General features: G+C 40.9%; 7 protein-coding genes. 5 read left to right on the top strand and 2 right to left on the bottom strand.

Annotation, left to right across the window (positions count from 1 at the left end):
* On the bottom strand, window positions 1-2,508 hold the full coding sequence (locus tag IPM48_02860; protein ID MBK9270513.1) for a T9SS type A sorting domain-containing protein: 2,508 nt from the start codon (window positions 2,506-2,508) through the stop codon (window positions 1-3).
* Window positions 2,509-3,683: 1,175 nt separating this feature from the next.
* Here IPM48_02860 and IPM48_02855 point away from each other — a divergent pair.
* From IPM48_02855 to IPM48_02845, 3 genes are all read left to right on the top strand, one after another.
* The gene (locus IPM48_02855; GenBank protein MBK9270512.1) at window positions 3,684-6,476 is read left to right on the top strand and encodes a carboxypeptidase-like regulatory domain-containing protein; all 2,793 of its coding nucleotides are present in this window, start codon (window positions 3,684-3,686) and stop codon (window positions 6,474-6,476) included.
* Between the two features lie 27 nt (window positions 6,477-6,503).
* A complete protein-coding gene (locus IPM48_02850) occupies window positions 6,504-7,907 on the top strand; it encodes a hypothetical protein (protein ID MBK9270511.1) in 1,404 nt (467 codons plus the stop codon).
* A gap of 73 nt (window positions 7,908-7,980) precedes the next feature.
* On the top strand, window positions 7,981-8,586 hold the full coding sequence (locus IPM48_02845; GenBank protein ID MBK9270510.1) for a hypothetical protein: 606 nt from the start codon (window positions 7,981-7,983) through the stop codon (window positions 8,584-8,586).
* A 151-nt stretch (window positions 8,587-8,737) separates the two neighbouring features.
* Here IPM48_02845 and IPM48_02840 read toward each other — a convergent pair whose 3' ends face one another.
* Window positions 8,738-13,705, bottom strand: a complete 4,968-nt coding sequence (locus tag IPM48_02840; protein ID MBK9270509.1) for a T9SS type A sorting domain-containing protein — start codon at window positions 13,703-13,705, stop codon at window positions 8,738-8,740.
* A 237-nt stretch (window positions 13,706-13,942) separates the two neighbouring features.
* Here IPM48_02840 and IPM48_02835 point away from each other — a divergent pair, with 237 nt between their 5' ends.
* Together IPM48_02835 and IPM48_02830 are read left to right on the top strand one after the other, a co-directional pair.
* Window positions 13,943-17,242 carry a VCBS repeat-containing protein gene (locus IPM48_02835; GenBank protein MBK9270508.1) on the top strand — a complete coding sequence of 1,100 codons (3,300 nt, stop codon included), beginning with the start codon at window positions 13,943-13,945 and terminating at the stop codon, window positions 17,240-17,242.
* The gene (locus tag IPM48_02830) at window positions 17,243-20,536 is read left to right on the top strand and encodes a VCBS repeat-containing protein (GenBank protein MBK9270507.1); all 3,294 of its coding nucleotides are present in this window, start codon (window positions 17,243-17,245) and stop codon (window positions 20,534-20,536) included. It begins immediately after the preceding gene.
* Window positions 20,537-20,552 lie beyond the last annotated feature (16 nt).

Genomic DNA, 20,552 nt, shown 5'->3' with positions numbered 1-20,552 from the left:
TTATTGTTTGATAAATTTTAGATAAAGGGATTTGTTACCTTGTTTCACATTGATGAAATATATGCCGCGTGAAAGATGAGAGACTTGAATTTGATCCGTTCCTAAAATCAATTTTTTTTCCATAACCGTTTTACCTTCAGATGAAATAATTTTGATAATAGTTCCTAATTGATAATCAGGAATTTTCAATTGTAATGTCTCTGAAGCGGGATTCGGATAGATGGCCACATTCAATTTTTCATTTGCATGGTTTGTCGTTCCTGATATCAATTGTTGAGGTTCATTCAAACAAGGGGAGTCATCATTAAATTGTATTTCAACAAATGGTGCCAAGAAAGCTCTGGCAGCTTGGACTCCTACCCCGTGTGTAAAAGGACATAATTCGGCGATGGTTTTTAAACTCGCAATCTCAGTTGAGTCTGGGGTTAATCTTCCTTCGATCACCATTTCAAGACTTATGAAATGAACAGATTTTTCTAACTCAGTGAAAATATGGGAAGTATTGAGTGATTGAACCACAGTAAATAAATCCTGAGCCTTTGATACAGCCTGCTGATAAATTTGGGATCTCATTGTCTGGCTGATGAAATAAAGGCTGTCTAATTGGTGGAAAAGAATACTTCGATCGTGCAGATCGGACGCAGAAGTCAATTCTGTCAGTTCGCCAAACGTAAAGTCAAAAAACTCGATTTGGTTAAAGGTAGTATCGATCAATATTTGGATCTGATGCAAGATAGAAGAATCAGTACCTGACGTGTAATGTAATTTCTGAAGCTGATGATCAACGGAGTCAAATCTTCCGATTTCTGAATCCCGATGACTGTTATAAAATGCCAGTAAGGTCTGATCAGAATTTCTGTAATCCGCATCACCGTCCAGTTTATGGTAAAGATACCTTTGTGCATAATATCTGGAAGCGATTAATCCTGGATTAGATTCTGTGGGCCATTGAGCGACTAATACATCGATGTCATCTATAATGCGAGAGGGAAAAGGAAGGCATCCTTCAGGATTGGAGGCACAAACCGGTAACTCTCCATCAGTATAGTACCATTCTGAATTAGGTGGAGCATTAGGAAGGAAAATATCGTGATTTGTACCATAAGGATAATCTTGAGTAGTATTAGATTCCACAATAAATTGGCTCATATCAATCAGCACCTGTGAGGCACCATCGTGCCTTGCACCAATGTCAAAATCAAAAGAATAAATGTTTCCTTTGTTTTCCTGCGGCCCGATAACTGCAAATTGATTTAAGTGGAGTCCTATGCCACAGTTAATTTTCCAATTGGTCAAATAATCCGCATTCATAGAAACACCCGGAAAATAAAAACCTCTCCCACAATTGATAACTGAATTGCATTCCATCCGTAGGTCATTACTAAAACTGGTCGAATATCCTACTCTGGTTACAGGGTAATTGATTTGGTGTAGATAATTTACCCCATTGCAATTTAAAATAGACCCTTCAGATCTTGTAGTTAAAAATCCATTACAGTTTCCAAATTTTTCAAGTGATACGATATTATCCGTTAGAATGGAATTGGGAGATCTGTTTAAATAAATCCCATTATTACTTGTGTAAATCACATTGTCAATAAGTTGAATTCTGCCATTTGTATTGTTTATGCAAGCAATTCCATCTGGTGCAAATGCTTGATGGATAATGTCGTTTGTCTCCACATTGATTAGATTGTTTTCACATTCTAAAATAAATATCCCTCTTCCATTACAAAGAATGTAATTATTAGAAATTTCTGATCCATAAGGGTTAGACCCGACCATATTGGTTTTAAGAGAAGAAAGAATCACACCAGTTGAAACATCCGTCATCCTGCAGTTATAAACATAACAAGCCCCACCAATTACATTTACACCTGTACCGGATGAGGTAATGGCTGAGGTCCCATTTTTACCCAATCCTTCAAAGTCCAATAGCCCAAATCCATTGGTTGCCCCGCTGTGTACCGCAACTCCAGTTCTTACTCCTATATTGGAAAAAAATGGACGTAATGCTATCGACGATGGATTGAAAATATTAGAAAAAATTGAACCTTTTACTGAAACATGATTATTATAAACAGCTATTCCACACATCATGTTTGTAAATCTATTAAGCTCAGTTTGATGGGGGTTGGATTTTCCAATTGTAAAATGGCTGTTGTGTATAACCATTCCAGCATGACTGATTTGGTCCAAAGCAGGCCATTCTGGATTCTCAGAATTAGATGCAGTGGGCAATACACCTCCAATGAATTTATTTCCCGTAAAGTCGGGACCAATTTCCATCTTACCTGCATTGGCAGGATTATAAATTCCAATTACATTTTTTACAAATTGGGTATTTTTAACCAAGACAAGATTCTTATTTGACCCTTCGACATTATAAATACCAAATCTTGCATAATATATTTGTGATTGAATTGAAGAAATAGATGAATTATCTTCTAAGCCGATGCCTTGCCAAAGAGTATCACAAGACCAAACAATACTGGAAAATAAACCCATTTTAGATGAATTTCTAACAAAAAAGGTAGAACTACTTTTTTGAATAAATCTGCAATCGTCAAAATCGAAATCTTTATTTATAATTAATGTTCCATGGATAACGAAACACTTTTTGGTTGCAGAATTATCGTTGGGAAAAAGGTGACTTATAAAGACACTGTTGTAAGGAATTACTATCTGATCATATCCAGAGGGACAGTTGCATCCGGGTGGGGGTTCAGGTGGGGCCTGATCAGGAATTGCTTGGGACATTATCACCCCTCCGGCCATGACATAAGCTAATAGGAGGAAATATTTGATAAGCTGATGAGCTGATGAGCTGATGAGCTGATGAGCTGATGAGCTGATGAGTCCAAATTCGAGCTGTCAAAGTTACTGTTTGCCGGGGAGAATAACATCTTTTTCATTTGAAATTGATTTAAGTTAAAAAATAATAATTACAGTCCAATTGGCCTATGCAATCTCATCTTGAACTGTAGCGAATGATTCATCTCCTTTCCCAAATATACTTCCACTGATTGCCTCAGCCTATAAAAAATATGAAGTCCATGGTGATTTTCCGAGTTTCTCTTGATCGTCTTCAATTAGATTATCAACGAATCCTTGATTAGGTATACAAAAGAAAACTTAAATAAGTTCCAAATAATTTGAAAAAAATGAGGGAAACAGGAAATTCAATGAAAACCCTTTGGAAACTCATTCAGGCTTTACTTTGATATCAATTCAGTGGAATTTTCTATTTAAATGAATATATGGTAGATTTATTGATGATATAATTCATTATAATATAACTAATTGAATTTATTTTAGCTTTCTAAATGACAAATTTTCTAATACTATTTCTTATCCACCCCAATGAAACATTTGAATTATTCAATTTTCAAGTAACGCCGTAGTCGTCCTATTTGATTTCTACATTCTCTCATTTCCGTTCTTATAGTCATTCTCCTTCTCATTCTTTTATCTCTCATTTTCAAATTTCTAAATAACGCCTTTGGCCCACCAAGTTACTTGGGGCAGGCAGAATTTAGGACGCCAACGGAGTTCTCTTCGATTTTCACATTTTCAAATTCCCCCATTCCTCCCATAATATAATCATTCCTTAAACTGGACTTCATGATCGCTTAACACTGGCTTAAGACCTTTGCGTCAAAATTCTAAATATGCGATTATTGATGCACTTTTTTCTGATTCTTGTACCATGGATGCTGGGGGCTCAGACAGGCTCCATTGAAGGAGTCGTCCTGGATGCAGACACCAAAGAGACTATTATTGGTGCGGTTGTAATGCTCGACAATGCACAGCTGGGTACCACCACCGATTTCGATGGAATGTTTGTATTGAGACTTGCTCCGGGAAAATACAATGTCAGTATTTCCAGTCTTGGATTTGAGAAGAAAACCGTTACTGAAGTACTCGTTGAAGCCGGTAAAAAGACCAGCCTCAATGTAGCACTCGCCACCAGTAGTATGGTGTTGGATGAAGTGGTTGTGACAGAATACAAGCGCACCAACACTGAAGCCTCGGTTCTGATCGAACTAAAGCAATCCAAACAAGTTGTCAGTGGGATTTCCAATCAGCAAATACAAAAATCTTTGGATGCCAATGCAGCTCAAGTCATGCAGCGAATACCTGGTGTGACCATTGTGGACAATCGTTTTGTCATGATCAGAGGTCTTAGTGAAAGGTACAACAATGTCATGATCAACAATGTAGTCGCACCAAGTACCGAAGTGGACAAAAGGACTTTTTCCTTTGATCTGATCGCAAGCAGTGCACTCGACCGCATGTTAATTTACAAATCAGGATCTGCCGATTTGCCCGGAGATTTTGCAGGTGGCGTCATTAAGCTGTACACGATTGATCATGTCGATGACAACTTTACACAGGTCAATTTTGGATTGGGGTATCGATCCAATACAAGCCTTTCTCCCTATTTTCAAAGCAATGGTTCTCCAACTGATTTTTTGGGTTTCGACAGTGGATTTAGATCCTTACCGGCTTCATTTCCGTCCTCGCGAAAATTACAGAATTCCGGAAGAGATGCACAGTTGAGAATTGATGCCGCACATTCATTGAAGAATAATTTTGTAGCAAATGAGCAAATGGCCACTCCGGATTACAGTGTGGGTTTTTCCATGGGAAGAAATGCTGTACTTGGAAGTGGAGCAAAGCTATCCAGTATAAACACCTTATCTTATTCAACAAGCTATCAGGTTTTTCAAAGAGATTTCCACCGCTATTTTGAATGGGAGGAAAGGGATCAACCCATCCTTAAAAGATTCCAATTCATGGACGATAATTTTCAAAAAGACAATAGAATCAGTTTGCTGTCCAATTGGAATTTAAAAATCAGCGACAACCACCGAATTCGGTTTAAAAATTTGTTTAACCAGATTGGCGAAAATGAAACCATCATCAGAAATGGAAAAGACTATCTGCAAAGACCCAATGATGATTTGAGAAATTACCTGCTCGGATACCGGAGTAGAAGCATCTACACCGGTCAATTGGAAGGTGAACACCGTGTCAGTGAAACGGCCAAACTTCATTGGGTAGCCGGAGGAAGTTATCTGAGAGAATCAGAGCCAGATCTCAGAAGATTCAGGACTTTCAGACCCTTGAGCCATGCGGAAGGAGAAGGATATACCATGCAATTGCCTCCGTCTTCCAACCTTTTTGAAACAGGTCGATATTTTGGAAGTCTCCAAGAATTTTCCCTGAATCAAGGGATGGATTATACCTTGGAGAAATTTTTTAACAATGGGACAAGCCCTACCATTTTTAAAATGGGTTATTATGGAGATTACCGCAAAAGAGATTTCTCTTCCAGGTATTTTTCATATTTGTATCCCGGCTTTTATGTTTCTGATGAAGGAGTTAGAATTAGCAAACTTCCATTGGATCAGATTTTCTCCAGTGAAAATGTGAAAACAGACAATGGCCTGACCATCGAGGAAGGTACCAGGCCCATTGACACCTACAGTGCTTCCAGTATTTTGGGAGCTGCTTATGCCACCGTAGAGATTCCTTTCAGTCTCACTACCACCAATGCAGGACTGCGGGTTGAACACAATATTCAAATCTTGAATACTGCCGATGATGTGAGTAAAATTCATGTCAACAATCCGGTGACTGCATTTTTACCTTTTGTCAATGTTGGGCTGAATCTGTCCTCCCGTTCTGTAATCCGATTGGCATACAGCAAGACGATCAACAGACCGGAATTCAGAGAACTGGCTCCATTTCTGTTTTATGATTATAAATTAGAGGCGGCCCGTGTAGGAAATCCCAATCTCCGGTCTGCCCATATTCAAAATCTAGATCTAAGGTTTGAGTTTTATCCGCGCAATGGAGAAATTCTAAGCATTGGCGCATTTTACAAACACTTCAATGATCCAATTGAAAACAGAACAATTATTACCACGGAGCAACCATCATTTACTTATATCAATGCAGATTGGGCCCGGAATTACGGATTGGAAATGGAGTTTAGGAAATCATTCCGTGGAATCACCAACAGTCATTTTTTGGATAATTTCTCAGTAAATCTAAATGCTTCGGTGATTTATTCGAAGGTGGATTTGGGTGTTTCTGCGGTAGCCCAGGACAGGACCAGGGCATTACAGGGACAATCACCTTATATCGTCAATGCAGGTCTCTATTATATGGACAAAAGAGACCTTGGAGTTAATTTGGTGTACAATATTTTCGGTGAGCGGATTTACTCCGTAGGGGATGATTTATTTCCCACGATATATGAGCTGCCACGACATAGCATCGATTTAATTCTGACCAAGAAAGTAGGTCGAATGACTTACAAAATGGGAGTAAACGACTTGGTCAACGCCAGATATCGTTTCTTTCAGGATTCTGACAGAAACAACAAAATAAATGAAAAGGACCATGTCATTTTCTCATTCAGAAGAGGGCAACTTTTTAGTTTGAATCTTTCCTACCGTTTGTAACTATAAAAATTTTATAAAACTTTAATCATGAAAAAATTTTTGAATAATTTCTTTTTGCTGTCTGCAATGGCAGTCGTAGTGTTATCCTGTGAAAAGACCGATGATGATGGTGGCGATACCAATACGAATCTGGTAGAACTCACCGGAAACCTGACCACCAGCACCCTGAGTGCAGATAAAAAATACTTGATCAAGGGTCAGGTATTTGTCAACGATGGTGTGGTATTGACCATCGAACCCGGTACTGTATTGTTTGGTGACAAAGCCACCAGAGGTACTTTGGTCGTGACCAAAGGGGGAGTACTGAATGCGTGTGGTACCCGCGAAAAACCTATTGTATTTACATCCAATCTTCCCGCCATGGCAAGAGACCGCGGAGACTGGGGAGGCTTGGTGATTCTGGGCAGGGCAAATGTCAATCAAAACAACCCGGCCATCGAAGGGATCACTCCGGAAGTTAACTTTGGTACAACCAATGATGCCAGCAGAGATGGTGAAAGCTCAGGTTGTCTGAAATATGTCAGGGTTGAATTTGCTGGTATTGAACTGACTCCAAACAATGAAACCAATTCAATCACTTTGGGAGGAGTAGGTCGCGGAACTACCATGGAGTATGTTCAGGTCGCTTTTGGCGGTGACGATGGATTTGAATGGTTTGGCGGTGCGGTCAATGGAAAATACCTTATTTCTCAGGCTACCTGGGACGATGATTTTGATGTGGACTATGGATTTACTGGTAATGTGCAGTTTGGTCTTGCCTTGAGGTACCCTTCTTTCGCAGACCAGTCACAGTCCAATGCATTTGAGACGGACAATGGTCCAAACGACAATGATGTCACTCCATATACCAATGGTGTATTTTCAAATATCACGGTGATGGGACCCATTGCTGAAGGATCTACAGTTTCCCAAGCCAATTATGGTCACGCCATTGACTTAAGAAGAAGAACATCTTTATCTATTTTCAACAGTGTTTTTACCGGATTTCCAATTGGTGTGAGAATGAATCAACCCTCCGTTTATTCCAACTATCAGACTGGACGAGGTGTGATCGAGAACAATGTACTTTTGGCCCCCAGGAATCCAATTTATGCAGCTGGAACTGGTGTAGTTTTAGATAGCGTGAAAAATTATTGGGAAGCTCGAAACACCACAGTGAGTGGTGCTGCTTCTGCAGATCAATACACTTCTTTTGGAATCAATCCCGCCAACTTCTACAACAAGACAGTGAGCTCCGCTTATGCTTCTAATCCTGATTTTAAATTGCTGGCTGGAAGTTTGAACACCGGTGCCAAATTTACCAATGCAAAATTTGCTGAAACCAACAGAAATGGATATTTCGAAAATGTACCTTACCTCGGTGCGTTTAGCAACAGTGTTGACTGGACCGATGGTTGGGCTGAATTCAATCCTATCGCAAAAGCATATTAATCGATTTTAGAATTTTTTTTAATGCTTGCATTTCGCATAAATGCAAGCATTTTTTTTTATTTAATTTTGAGTGATGAAACATGGTTTAATTTTTTCTTTTGGATTCCTTTTGTTTGTGGTAGTAAGCTGTGATCAGACCACAAAATTGGACTATCAGCCAAATCTGTATTTTAATTTGCAAGCCCAGGATTCTATACTTGCTGAGATCATCCGTTATGTGGCTCCAATGCCTAAAAAAGCAGACCATCTCACCAAATTCGACTCTGTGTATGACAAACATTATCAAATGCAGCAAAAGCTTCATCGGCTCATTGCTATTTACCATTCACCCAAATTACCAAGCCAATATTATTTATTAATCAAAAGACCAGCATCCAGTATTTATGAAAAATATGTGGGGATAGGAATCATGTTGGGACTTGATGACCAAAGTCAATTACATGTTTATGAAGAAAAATTTAGAACCTGGAAAATGGATGAAGCCAGTTTTCAAAAAAAGGGAATGTTTCTTTTTGACTTAATGGTTCGTGGGAAAGACCTCACACCTTATTATACCAAAAACAGCAAAGGAACAGAATACATTGAGTTTCCAGACGATGAAACAAATTTTGATGTTTTGCAGCGGCGCTGGATCAGCAAGAGAAATTCTGCATACGAAATGTATTTGCAGGATAATTAATCATTGATTGGAAAAATATTGATGTACGACAAGGTACTGGCTTTGATGATAGAAAAAATTTCAAAATTTACCCAAATGCGAAAAAAAAACGCCGCACGAATTTTATCGTGCGACGTCTGATATAATAACAAGGGATTTTGGTGAGGTAGAATTACAATTTGACAAATCGGATCATGTGAGCCCGATCATCCTTCCATCTAATTTCGAGTACATAAATTCCCGGAGCCAATCCGCTGATATCCACATCCTGTTTTAAACCAGCTTCTTTTTTAATTTGAAGGCATTTTTTACCATCCATCTGATAAATGGAACCGCTCCAGTTTGCATCCCTCCGAGTGGAATTTATTTCAATCTGTATTCTTTCCCTCGCAGGATTGGGAATTATTGAAACCAATGGCCCGTTGCTTTCATAATCTATGATGATGTTGGGTTGACAGGTCCATCGGTTGACAAATCCTTCTCCGGCAGAATAAAGCTGACAAGGCTGAAGACCACAGGAATCGTAAGACTCTATGGCGTGAATCAACTGGTATGGATGTCCTGTGCTGATCCAGTTTGTTCCGTCCCATGCAGCCACTGAATTCATCGGATTACCACCTGCTGCATTGAATCTTCCTCCAGCAAATAATTTGTTTTCATAAATTTTGAAATCAAACAATCCAAATACCTGAGCAATGTCTCCTCCAGTTAGCGAAGTCCATGCACTGCCATTCCATGATGCGACATTTTGGGTATTGGGTATGTTGTCCGCATCCGAGAATGATCCTCCTACTCTCATTGCTCCATTGTAATTCAAAATGGTTTTCACCCCAACTGTGGGAAATAATATGTTTGTATTAACACCACCTGCCAATGCATTCCAACTGGTACCATCCCATCTTGAGATACTGTTGTGAGGAACACTGAAAAATCCTCCCGCGTACAGCTCATTGCCACTTTGATACAATGAATTAATGTGGCCATTAAAATTGGAATTGAAATTCTGAGTCCATGCAGAACCATCCCACAAGGCAATATGCTGAGTAGAGAGATTGGATGTTGCTCCGGCCATATCAAAAACACCCGCTACCACCAAACCAGCCGGGGTGCTTAGCAATGCGCCAACAGTGGCAGGAACAGTACTGGAAGTAAGCCCATCATCGAGATTGCTCCAATTGCTTCCATCCCATTCTGCGATATGGTTGGAATTTGGATTGCCACCCGCAGAAAGAAAACTTCCTCCGGCATACAATTTTCCATTATGAACTGCAAGAGCACGAATCGGTCCGGAAGTTCCTGATCCAAGAGCTGTCCATTGATTTCCGTTCCAGGCGGCGATGTTGTTGGCCGGTACGTTGTTGATTTGGTTGAAATCTCCAGCAGCTATCAACTGACATTCAAAAACGACCAGATCATAAACCAGATTGACCGTCCCGGCTGTTTGCCAGCTGCGCAAAGAAGTATCGCATGGAGAACTCAAACAAGAACTATCTTGTGGTGCTTGCGGACAATCAAATTGAAAATCAAAGAAACAAGTATCTGTGACTCCTCCTTGTGAATAAAAATACATGACCGAAATGGTGTAATTGCTGGCACCAACCACGCAATAGGACAAGGGTGCAGTAGGGCCAGAAGGAAGAAATCCGGATTGATGGGTCAGAGCGATGGTTTGATTGCCGGTGTTTGTTTGGTATCCCGCGGCCGCCATTACATTCGTGAAACTACCTTGGCTGGTACTGATCAATGCAGATGTGAAACACTGGGTCTGTGGCAAATCATGCAGCAAATCATAACAACAAATTCCGGTTGCAGCAGATACCGGCATTACACTACATAGCAATGAATCGCAGGAACAAGGCTTGGGTGAAGGTGGACAATCAAAGCTGTGGCTGTATTCACAGCTGTCTGTTTGAGTTCCGTTCTGATAATAATATTTGACGGTTATTGTATAAGCAACCGCTCCGCTTACACAAAAGGAGGCCGGAAGATAAACGCCCGCCGGAATGAGACCAGATTGATGCGTCAGTTCAAAATGCTGATTACCTCCGGATACCATCCATCCTGCTACCGGAGATATTTGAATAAAAGTTCCGGAGTTGACGGACACACCGATGGCACTAAAACAACCAGATTGAGGAATGGTAGAACTCAATACATAACAACAGTATCCTGGATTCTGACTGATCGGAAGCAAATCGTGTTGCAAAGAATCACAACTACAAGTTGGAGCCGGTGGACAATCAAAAGTTTTTGTGAACAAACAGCTGTCTATTTTACCGGCATGGCTGTAAAAATATTTCACTGTAATCGTATAAAGACTTGCCCCACTGACACAAAATGAAACCGGGGTGTAAATACCCATTGGAAGATTTCCAGAGCTGTGACTCACTGTAAATTGTTGATTTCCTCCTGAATGATTAAATCCGGCAGCGGTCATGATGCCGTTAAAAGTGCCGGCACTGGTACTGACTTGCATGGATGTGAAACAATTTCCTTGAGGAATGGTCGAAACAATGTCATAGCAACATTGTCCTGATGATTGTGAAGTGGAGACAATATTGTTGTTCAAAGAATCACAGTTGCAGCTATTCTGCGGAGGTGGACATGTAAATGCCTGACTGATCACACAGCTGTCTCTGGTAGGTCCGGATCCAAAAAAGAAGACTGTTTTAATGGTGTATGATGTCGAGCCATTCACACAAAATGAAGCGGGAGTATTGGATCCGGTCGGCAAATGTCCGGAACTGTGCACTACATTGAAAGTTTGGCTGTTGACCAGGCTATTTTGGAATCCCGGAGGACATGTTATGTTGCTGAATGTACCGCTGCTGGTACTTACTTTGATACCTGTAAAACATTTGTTTTGGTTGGACGCCAAAAAATAATTGACATTGTAACAGCACATGCCGCCAGTTTGAGAAATTGAATTGATGGCTACCTGAAGCGAATCACAATTGCATGGTGGAGGTGGACTTGGACAGTCCCTGATAAAGCTTTTTTTGCATTTGGGCAATACAGCATTTGCATTGTCATAAAAATCCACAGTAACTGTAAATGGATTGTTTGCACCTGTCACACAAAAGTTACCGGGATTGATGTTGCCGGATGGAACAAACTGACCGGTTGGAACAAAACAAATTCCATTTGGTCCCGAAGACTGTGCGATCCAGCCAGAGTTGGCCTGTATATTGGAAAAATTGCCGCTGTTGGTATTTAAACATATTTTTGAAAAACACTTGGCTTTGGTACTATTGGCAAATAAATCAAAACAACAAGCAGACGGATTACCAATGCTCACAAGACTGACCGATTTTAATGAGTCACAGCAATCATCTGGTGGAGCCGGGCCAAAGGGACAGTCAAAAGTAAACTGAAAATTGCAGGAATCTCTTGTGGATGGAGGAATGGTGTAATAATATCTCACGATGAGTTGCATCGGATTGGCCAATGCATTCACACAAAAGGATGCAGGAGTGATCGCCCCAGTTGGAATAAAACCGGAATTGTGAGAAATGGTAAAATGGTTTAGAGTTTGATTGACCAGATTAAAGCCATTTCCTGTGTTTGCAGTTACGGAAGTAAACTGACCATTGCTTAGAAATGCTTCTATTCTGGTATAAGTATTTGGAAATGGATTGTTGGTTTGGATGTTGTAACAACAGAATTGAGGCAGCGTATGCTGCTTTTCAATAAAAGTGACCAATCCATCGCAGTTGGGTTGTGGTGGTTTGACCCTGCAATCAAATGCATAGTAATAAGCGCAAGTATCGGTGCGGCCATTTTTGGTCGAGAAATAATAAACGGTGATGGTATATTCGTCCGCTCCTTGCACACAAAAACTTCCTGAATTGAAATCACCCGTGGGTAGATAACCACTGCTGTGTGTAAAATAAAAACTATTGTTTCCGGCTGTTCGGTGAGACCAACCCTGCCCGGTATTTGATTGGATGTTGTAAAAACTTCCAGCGTTTAGGATCAGCTGCATGGATTGGTAGCATTCATAAGATTGGATTTTTCCATGGACCTCAAAACAACAATTGTTTCCATTTTTTGAAGAAGGTCTAACGGAGTTGGTATTGTAATTTGTGCATGCGCAAGGTCTTGATACAATACAGATGGTTCTGGTACAGCTTTCTTCACAGGGACCATCTCTGACGATGAGTCTGACCGTGTAACAACCCGGTCGATCGTATTTGACTTTGATGCTGTCTCCTCTTAAAGTATCTCTCAGGTTGGGCCCGGCTCCCCGCTCAATAATCCAGGTAAATATCGATCGTATGGAACCATTCCCCGTATAGTGAAACATGGCTGTATCTCCCACCGTAATGGTGTCTGGACCAGAAAATGAACAGCTTAAAGTGCAAACAAAGTTGTAAAAGACAGTGTCCTTACAGATGCCATTGTCAACAATCAACATATAACAACCAGGAGCCGGAGGAACAAAACATTGCTGCTTGGAGTACAGGGTGGGAGTACCGCAACCCAACCAGGTATAATCCAATCCCGCGGGAAAAGCACAAAGGGTATCCCCATGTCTCAAGATTGCTGCCTGAAAAGGCGGAAATACAGTGACATTGACAGCAGATTTTGGATTCGCTTCTACACAGTATCGATCCGCTATCCGCACCACCTCATATAGGTTGGATCTGCCGGGACATACCCTCAGAGGAAAGATGTGGTTGTTGGTCATGTAGGTATTTAAACCTAAGTTGTCTCTGATCGAGAAAGTGAATGGAGCTGTGCCGGTAAATTCGAGCGTCAGGTCGGCACAATCCCCTTCACATATGCTATCATCCGGATAAAATTTGACGGTAGGTTTGGCCAGAACATCCACCAGGTGAATACAGGTATCGGGAGGAAAGCCTCTTTCAATGGTAATCAACTGGATGGTGCAAATACCCGGAGCATTAAAGCAGGCGATGTGGGGATTTTGATCGTGCGGATTGCTGATGGTCCCACAGCTGATAGACCAATCATAACTCGCAGTTGGAGAATTGGGCCCAATGTATAAGACATCTGCACAATCCTCCAAACACACCTGGGTCGGTGCGCTGATACATTGGCCAAAAGTCGATTGGGAGGGGAGGAGCAAGCAGCAAAAAATCAGCATTGCTGCCACGGAATTTGATAAACGTTTCATACTAAGTAGTATTTATATTAAAAAATAAAATATCTTACTCAGATTTCAGGATATAAGGTCCCGGCTTGAGATGAGTGGTTTATCTGAAATTCGCCCTGTAAATGTAAAAGTATTTTAAACAAGCTCCCCGATTTATTTTTATTCTATTTTTTTTTCAGATTGCTCTGCGTTCTGCTACCAGCCAATTGCCGGGCTGATTGAATTAATTCCATATCTTTGCAGCCCAATAAGAAAGCTATGCCTTTTTCAATATCCAATTGGACTTTTTTTCTTTTGATTGCAGTCTTTTTTTCCTGTGGACAAAATGATAAAAAATCCTCCAAAAGTATGGGATTTACTCTGATGGATCCTGCCCACACCGGAGTCAGGTTTACCAACCCGATCACTGAAACACTGGAGGAAAATATATACTATTCTGCTTATATGTTTAATGGAGGAGGAGTTGCCACCGCGGATTTTAACAACGACGGTCTGGTCGATCTCTATTTTACAGGCAATCAAGTGCCGGATAAACTATACCTGAACAAAGGGGCCATGAAGTTTGAAGACATTTCAGTCAACGCAGGTATTGCAAAATTCAAAGGTTGGAAAAATGGGATCAGCATCGTGGATATCAATGGTGATGGTCTCTTGGATATCTATATTTGCAGGGGCGATCACAACCGGGCTGCATCGGAAAATACCAATTTACTTTTTATCAATCAGGGAGATCTGAGTTTTCTGGAGAGCGCGGCCGAATACGGAATCGATGATCCCGGATATTCGATCTCTTCCGTTTTCTTTGACATGGACAATGACCATGATCTGGATTTGTATGTGACGAATCGTCCAGAGAGATTTTACAATTCTTTCAAGCAGCTTGAAGATGAAAAGAAACTAAACATTCATGCCTGCCATCACAGATTGTATCGCAACGATGGAAATGGTAAATTTTCAGAAGTGACTGCTGCGGCCGGTATAAGTTCAACCTATGGATATGGACTTAGTGTAATTGCCGGTGATTTTAATCAGGATGGTTGGCAGGATCTCTATGTTTGCAATGATTTCAGATGGCCGGATTTTTATTATGAGAATCAAAAAAACGGCACTTTCAAAGAAAAAATAAAAGAGTTTGCCAATCATACGACCCTGCTGTCCATGGGTGCTGATATGGCCGACATCAACAATGATGGATTGGAAGATCTCTTTGTTTTGGAAATGAGACCGGAAGATTATATAAGAAGCAAGACTTCCATGCCGGCGATGAATCCTCCCGTATACGACACCATGGCCATGATGGATATTCATGTTCAGTTTATGCACAATGCCATGTTTTTGAATCGGGGTTCTGGCTATTTTTCAGAAATCTCTCAGCTCTCCGGACTCGACAAAACAGATTGGTCCTGGGCACCCATCATGGCCGATTTTGACCACGATGGTTTGAGGGATATTTATGTGACCAATGGATACAAGCGCGATATGAATGATCGCGATGGAGATGCAATGATCGATTCGCTGGTTAAAAACAACCACAGATTTAATTCAGTGGATGAATTGTTTGCTCTTTTTCCTTCGGTGAATATTGTCAATTATATGTTTCGGAATGAAGGAAATCTCCGCTTTCAAAAAGCAATGAATGAATGGGGATTTGACAAAGCCTCTTTTTCCAATGGCGCTGCAACTGCTGATCTTGACAACGACGGTGATTTGGATTTGGTCGTCAACAATCTGGAGCAGCTGGCTTTTATTTACAGAAATGAAAATCCTCAACCAGACCAACAAATAAGAATCAGCTGCAAAGGACCTCCCGGAAATCCGCTTGGAATAGGTGCCCGCATTTCGATGATTTCAAAATCCATTTCCACTGCCGCTGAAATGAGAATTCAAAGAGGGTATTTGTCATGCAGCGAACCCGTGGTTCATTTTGGAATGGGGGACAATAAGTTGGCAGATAGTGTGACCATTACCTGGGCAGATGGAAATACTGAAACCATCACACAGATCAAAAAAGGATCTAAAATAGTTTTTGATTATAGCCATTCAAGCAAGCCTTTTTCTGACAGATTTAATTCCGATAAACCCATGTTTTCTGATGTAACAGAAAACATTCTGGATCCTTTGTTTCAACACAAGGAGAATTCTTACGGAGATTTTGATGTGCAGATTTTATTACCGTATAGAACGAGTCAACTGGGTCCGTTTGTCTCCGTAGGAGATGTAAATGGAGATGGATTGGAAGATTTTTATGTAGGGGGTGCAAAAAATCAAGCGGGGGCTTTGTATCTGCAAAACAATTCAAACCGCTTTCAAAAATCCCACCAAAAAGCATTTGACACGGATAAAGCTTTTGAAGATATGGGCTCCGTTTTATTCGATGCAGATGGTGACAATGATTTGGATTTGTACGTGGTTTCCGGTGGCAGCGAAGCAGCAGAAGGCATTTTCTATCAGGATAGACTTTATCTGAATGATGGCAAGGGACAATTTAAAAAAGCGCTGAAAAATATTCCCGCCACGAGATCCAGTGGATCAGCTGTGGTTTTGATGGATTACGAAAATGATGGAGATATGGATCTGTTCAGGCCCGGCAGATTGGTGCATTTGAAATATCCTTCCGCTCCTGAGTCTTATTTTTTTCGAAATGAAGGAAATGGAATATTTTCAGATCAGTCCAAATCCATACTTGGTGACCTCAGATACAGTGGAATGATTACCTCTGCAGTGGCATTGGATGTCAACTCTGACCAGAAAACAGATCTTGTGGTAGCAGGAGAGTGGATGAGCATCCAGGTATGGGAAAACAATGGTCAGACTTTGACAAAAGCAGATCAAGCCAAGTACGGTTTACAAGATACAGAAGGCTGGTGGTGGAGCTTGCATTTGACCGACCTTAACAAGGATGGAAAATCAGATTTGGTGTGTGGCAACATCGGAGAAAATTTTAAGTTTCATGCCTCTCCTGAAAAACCTTTTTCAATTTATGCAAATGATTTTGACCAGAATAAAACCTACGATATTGTACTTGCAAAATATGTGGGTGATTTTGAGATGCCTGTCAGGGGTAAGCAATGCAGTCAGGAGCAAATGCCATTCATTAAAACAAAATTTCCAAGCTACAGCCAGTTTGCTAATGCAAATTTGAAAGATATTTATGGAGAAGGATTGGAAAAAGCCCTGCATTTGCAAGCAAAGGAATTTAGAAGCCTTGTTTTATGGAATCGGGGTGGAACATTTGAGAAAACAATCCTTCCCGTTGAGACGCAATTTTCAGCCGTACACGGCATTTTCTCCGGTGATCTTGACGGCGACAGTTCGAAAGATCTGGTCTTGTGTGGAAATCTTTTTAAGACTGAAGTGGAGACTACTCCTGCGGATGCTTCTGCAGGTTTGGTTTTGTTGTCAAGGGACCATCAATTTGCACCCTTGTCCATTCAGCAGAGCGGTGTTTTCCTCAAGACGGATGTTAAAGATATGAAAGAAATTAAAATAGGTCAGAAACTGGGATTAATTGCAACATCCAACAATGGCCCCTTAAAAATTCTCCTCAAAGAAAAATAAATGAACATGCAGACCATTCGTTATAATTTTTTACTTATTGCTTCCAGCTTAATATTGTTTCAATGCACTGAGAAAGGAGGAAAAAACCAGGATCCGCTTTTTCAACTGATCGATCCTGAAAAGTCCGGTATCAAATTTTCAAACAAGATTATTGAAAAACCGGATGAACACATTTTTAATTTTAACTACTTGTACAATGGAGCAGGCGTAGCCATTGGTGATATTAATAACGACGGATTACAGGACATTTATTTTACAGCCAATCGGGCCAAAGACAAATTGTACCTCAACAAAGGAAATTTTAAATTCGAAGACATCTCTGAGTCTTCCGGAATTGCCAACTTGAGCGGTTGGCGCAGCGGGGTGGCCATGGCTGATGTCAATGCCGATGGATTCCTCGACATCTATGTTTGCCGCGGCGGATTCAAGAATGATCCGGAAAACAATGCCAATCTATTGTATATCAACAACGGTGACAATACATTTACAGAGCTGGCTTCCAGATACGGCATTGCAGACATTGGATTTTCAATTGCTGCTTGTTTTTTTGATTATGACAATGACAACGATCTGGATTTGTATGTGACCAACCGCCCTGAGAAATATTACCTCAATGTTCAAGATGTGATGGAAGGCAAAGAGGTCAACAGCATTTTAAGCAGGGATAATCTTTACCGAAACAATGGAGACAATACCTTCACCATGGTGACAGAAGAAGCCGGTATCACCAGAAACTTTGCCTATGGACTCAGTGTGACAACAGGAGATCTCGATCAGGATGGCGATCAGGACATTTATGTGGCCAATGACTTTGTGGAGAACGATTACTATTATCAAAATCAGGGTAACGGTACATTCAAAGAAATGATCAAGGAAGTAACGGGTCATGTGCCCTATTACTCCATGGGAACAGATTTTGGAGACATCAACAACGATGGTTGGGAGGATATTTTCACCGTAGAAATGCGACCAGAAGATTACAAGCGATCAAAAACTTCCATGCCGGTGATGAGCCCTTTGCTGTTTGATACGATGGATGCAGTTGGTATGCATCGACAATACATGCACAATAGTCTTCAGCTCAACCATGGCAACGGACACTTTTCTGACATTTCCCAATTGGCAGGGGTGGATCGCACCGATTGGTCGTGGGCGTCTTTGATTTGTGACCTGGACAACGATGGCTTTCGGGATTTGTATGTCGCGAATGGCATCAAAAGAGACCTGTATAACAGAGATGCATATGCAGGATTAATGAATGATCTAAAGTACAACAACCAGAATAAATCCACGGAGGAAATTATGCGCAATCTACCTTCGTTTAAAGCGGTCAATTACGCTTTTAAAAACAATGGAGATCTGACTTTTACAAAAGCGATGAAGGAATGGGGGCTCAACCACCCGAGTCAATCCCATGGTGCTGCAATTGGAGATCTTGACAATGATGGCAATCTTGATCTGGTGGTCAACAATATGGATGAGCCGGCTTTTGTTTTTAAAAACAGCGGTTCAGGAATGGGTTATTTGAGAATTCAATGCAAGGGACCAGAAAAGAACCCACAAGGGATAGGCGTCAAGGTAAAGATCATGGTAGGCGATCAAATGCAATATGCAGAGATGCGTACCTCCAGAGGATATCTTTCAGCCTGTGAACCTGTGATCCATTTTGGCACAGCTGATCACAAGAAAATAGACCTGATTAAAATTACATGGCCTGATGGTAAAGTGGAGGAAATTAAAGATCAAAAGACGGGAAAACTGATTACCATTGATTACAACAATGCCAAAGATCCAACCAACGAATTGGAAGAAAAAAAGGAAGTATTTTTTTCGTTTTCATCGGATCCACTCAAACCCTCTTTCAAACATCAGGAAAATGTTTTCGATGATTACCGCAAACAAATCCTCTTGCCCCATCGCTTGAGCAGGATTGGACCAAAAATCGCAGTTGCCGATATCAACGGTGATGGATTGGAAGATTTTTTTATCGGAGGAGCTCGTCAGCAAAGCGGTGCGATCTATATCCAGTCACAGAATGCAAGTTTTACTCAGCTTGCACAGAAAAGCCTTGAAAATGATAGAATATTCGAAGACCTGGGTGCACTTTTTTTTGATGCAGATGCTGATGGAGATCAGGATTTGTACGTGGTGTCCGGTGGATCTGAAGTTGAAGAAGGTCCAGGATACCAGGATCGATTGTATTTGAATGATGGAAAAGGAAACTTCACCAAATCTTCCACACTACCAAAAATTAGTTCATCGGGATTTGTTGTCGCTGTCCACGATTTTGATGGTGACGGTGATTTGGATATCTTCAGGGGAGGTAGATTGGTTCCTGATCAGTATCCATTCCCACCAAGATCCTATCTGATGCAAAATCAGGGCAAAGCTGTTTTTAGCGATGTTACAGAACAAATGGCAACCGAATTACTGAAGCCTGGTATGGTGACAGCAGCAACATGGGCGGACATTGATGGAGACAAAAGCTCAGAATTGATCATCGCCGGAGAATGGATGCCTATTCAGGCTTATCGATTTGAAAATGGAAAATTCTCCAAAATGGATCAGACAAGCCTTGGTTTTAACAATACAGAGGGTTGGTGGAATGGTCTCGTGGCCGAAGACCTGGATGGCGATGGAGATATGGATCTGATTGGTGCTAATCTTGGATTGAATTATAAGTTTCACGCGACCCCTGAAAAGCCATTCCAGGTATATTGCAATGATTTTGACAGTACGGGTACTTACGACATCGTTTTGGCAAAATACAATGGAGACATCAAAGTTCCTGTAAGGGGAAAGCAATGCAGTCAGGAACAGATGCCGTTTATTAACAACAAATTTCCAAATTACAATGATTTTGCAGAGGCCGATCTCGAAAAAATTTATGGGGAAGGTCTTCAAAGTGGAATAAAATTGGAGGCCAAAGAATTCAGAACCTGCGTATTTATCAATGAAGGTAAGGGATTTAAAATCCATGCTCTTCCCATCCAGGCGCAGATCAGCACCACACAATCTATCCTGGTAAATGATTTTGACAAGGATGGTAAAAAGGACATTTTACTGGCGGGTAATTATTTTCATCCGGAAATAGAAACGACCAGAGCAGATGCAGGCGTGGGCAACCTGATTTTAAACAAAACGCAGGGATATTCTGCATTAAGTGTGCTGCAGTCTGGATTGTTTCTACCCTACGATGTCAAGGATATAAAGCTGATTCAAACTGCATCCGGTAAAAAATTATTGGTTTCCTCCAACGATGATCAACTCAGGGTGTATGATATTAAAAATTAGAGCAGAAAGATCCGTC

It is taken from the genome of Saprospiraceae bacterium, from assembly GCA_016715965.1.
Taxonomy (GTDB): Bacteria; Bacteroidota; Bacteroidia; order Chitinophagales; family Saprospiraceae; genus Vicinibacter.
This window is presented reverse-complemented; position numbering and strand designations above follow the sequence as displayed.

Coding starts and splice junctions, on each gene's coding strand:
- IPM48_02860 (MBK9270513.1), bottom strand. CDS start 2,508: ATGGGTTTATTTTCCAGTATTGTTTGGTCTTGTGATACTCTTTGGCAA.
- IPM48_02855 (MBK9270512.1), top strand. CDS start 3,684: ATGCACTTTTTTCTGATTCTTGTACCATGGATGCTGGGGGCTCAGACA.
- IPM48_02850 (MBK9270511.1), top strand. CDS start 6,504: ATGAAAAAATTTTTGAATAATTTCTTTTTGCTGTCTGCAATGGCAGTC.
- IPM48_02845 (MBK9270510.1), top strand. CDS start 7,981: ATGAAACATGGTTTAATTTTTTCTTTTGGATTCCTTTTGTTTGTGGTA.
- IPM48_02840 (MBK9270509.1), bottom strand. CDS start 13,705: ATGAAACGTTTATCAAATTCCGTGGCAGCAATGCTGATTTTTTGCTGC.
- IPM48_02835 (MBK9270508.1), top strand. CDS start 13,943: ATGCCTTTTTCAATATCCAATTGGACTTTTTTTCTTTTGATTGCAGTC.
- IPM48_02830 (MBK9270507.1), top strand. CDS start 17,243: ATGAACATGCAGACCATTCGTTATAATTTTTTACTTATTGCTTCCAGC.